This window comes from Aquiflexum sp. (genome assembly GCF_041749095.1).
Classification (GTDB): Bacteria; Bacteroidota; Bacteroidia; order Cytophagales; family Cyclobacteriaceae; genus Aquiflexum.
In genome coordinates this window covers 1-2218 of sequence record NZ_JBGTCA010000430.1, presented here as the reverse complement: position 1 = coordinate 2218, position 2218 = coordinate 1, and the positions used below count along the sequence as shown (strand labels likewise).

The 2218-nt window shown below is 38.8% G+C and carries 1 protein-coding gene and 1 pseudogene; both read right to left on the bottom strand.

From position 1 onward, the window contains the following. Positions 1 to 954, bottom strand: a pseudogene (locus tag ACEW8O_RS19740) (alpha-N-arabinofuranosidase); the annotation flags it as partial. A 26-nt stretch (positions 955 to 980) separates the two neighbouring features. Next, positions 981 to 2030 carry an arabinan endo-1,5-alpha-L-arabinosidase gene (locus ACEW8O_RS19735; protein WP_373496347.1) on the bottom strand — a complete coding sequence of 350 codons (1050 nt, stop codon included), beginning with the start codon at positions 2028 to 2030 and terminating at the stop codon, positions 981 to 983. Between the last annotated feature and the right edge of the window lie 188 nt (positions 2031 to 2218).

The following is a 2218-nucleotide window of genomic DNA, read 5'->3' as shown; positions in this document are numbered from 1 at the left end:
GTCCCAAGCGATGTAAATAGGGTCTCTATCACCTCTATTGGCCCTCGACATTGCTTCGTCAATCATGCCTGATACTAATTTTGTCCTTTCTTCCAGAACCAAAGGGGAAGCAACAAATGCGTAATAGTTATCATCCACATTCCCCACATACATGTGAAGTGCAAGGTAATCCACTACATTTTTCAATTCATCTATGACGACTCTGTTCCAATGCATTGGGTTGGATCCTGGATAGAAATTAGAGGAACCAGCCGCAACTAATTTGATCGAAGGATCTGTCAATTTCATTAATTTGCCTGCTTCTCTTGCTTTTTTTGCATAATCCTCAGCATTTAAGTGTCCCATCTGCCAAGGTCCATCCATCTCATTTCCCAAACCCCAATAGGTAATTTTGTGAGGTTTATCATATCCATGTTTTTTCCGAAGTTCGGCATAATATGGACCTGATTCAACATTAGTATATTCAACCCAATGTTGGGCTTCCTGTATGGTACCTGTCCCTAAATTGACTGCAAAATAAGGTTCTGTTCCCATAAGTTTTGCATAATCCATAAATTCATTGGTGCCAAATTGATTGGATTCAAGCCTATTCCAAGCCAATTCCAATCTAGAAGGACGATCCACTTTTGGACCTACACCATCTAACCAATTATAATTGGAGACAAAATTGCCTCCGGGGTATCTTGTAAGCGTCACATTTAGACCTTTGACAGCCTCCAATACATCCAATCGGAACCCATTTTCATCAGAAAGAGGATTACCGGGATCATAAATTCCTCCATACACACATCTACCAAGGTGTTCAACAAAATTTCCGTAGATCATTTTATTAACTTCTCCGATTTTTCTATCTAGGTCAATTTTGATCCTTGCATTTTGAGCAAAAGCCTCAGAACCAAAGCCTGCCAAGAGACCCCAAAGGGCCAATCCTAATATTATCTTATTAAAGTCCATATTTCAAAATATAGGGTTTTTTAAATTCATTTTTCAAGTTTAACTATAGGCCATTCATCGCTGTTCCATTTCATTTCTCTGATCAATAATTTGGATTTCCCTTCATCATGAGCGTCATAGCCATGAAAAATAAGGTAATCTTTATCGCCAAATGTGTAGGCTGAATTGTGCCCCACCCCATGCCAGCTTTCATTTCCTTCAACTATGAGTGAACCACCACCCTCAAACATGCTATTGCCCTCCTTGTCAAGATAAGGACCCTTAATATCCTTTGATCGACCTACCACAATCTTGTATGTACTGTTCACGCCTCTACAGCAATAGTCAAAGGAAACAAATAGGTAATACCAACCATTCTTTTTGAAGATGAAAGGTGCTTCAACTGCCCCATCACCGGCATTTCTATCATCCCGCTCAAAACTCCTTTCCCTTCTGGAAATGGTATACCAATCTTCAGGACCATTTTGAACAGTTTTGAGGTCATCGCCTAATTTGACCAGTTTCATTCCATTCCAGAAAGAACCAAAATTAAACCATGGAGTTCCCTCATCGTCAAATAACAAGTTTGGATCTATGGCATTCCAAAGATCTCTTCCTGGAACGGATTGAATGACGATTCCTTGGTCTTCCCATTTAAAATCCGGGGATGACGGATCTAAAGTTTTGTTAACAGTTAAACCAATGGCAGAGGTGTTTTTCCCAAAAGCTGACACAGAATAATAAAGGTAGTACTGACCATTGTGGAAAGTAATATCAGGAGCCCAAATGTGATTTTTGAATTCTGGATTAATACTCAAGGCCCAACTAGGTGATTCTGAAAAAACCGGAGCCTCTTTTTTCCATTGCTCCATATCAGGCGAGGACCATACTGCAATACCACGTCCAGTGGCAAAAAGATAGTAAGTGCCATCAGTTTTTATCATGACAGGATCATGAACAGGAACTTCATCGATATATTCTTGTGCATTAGTGAGAAAAACCAAAAAAAACATAAGACCCCAACAAATTGCAACAGCCCTCCATTTTTTTTTGGTCAACAATAATGGAAAGTAACTGGTATATATCTTGTCATTCATGGTTTTGGGTTATTAATAGTTAGTGCATAAATAAAGGTAAGTGCATCCCAAGGATTTTAAATTTGGAATGCACTTTTTAAATCTAAAACAGCATTTAATTATTAGCTGAATTTGGAGACAAGTTTGGATTGTTGTCAAGCTCTCCTTGTGGAATAGGCATGTATTCATTTCCAGGAGTCCATGTATTA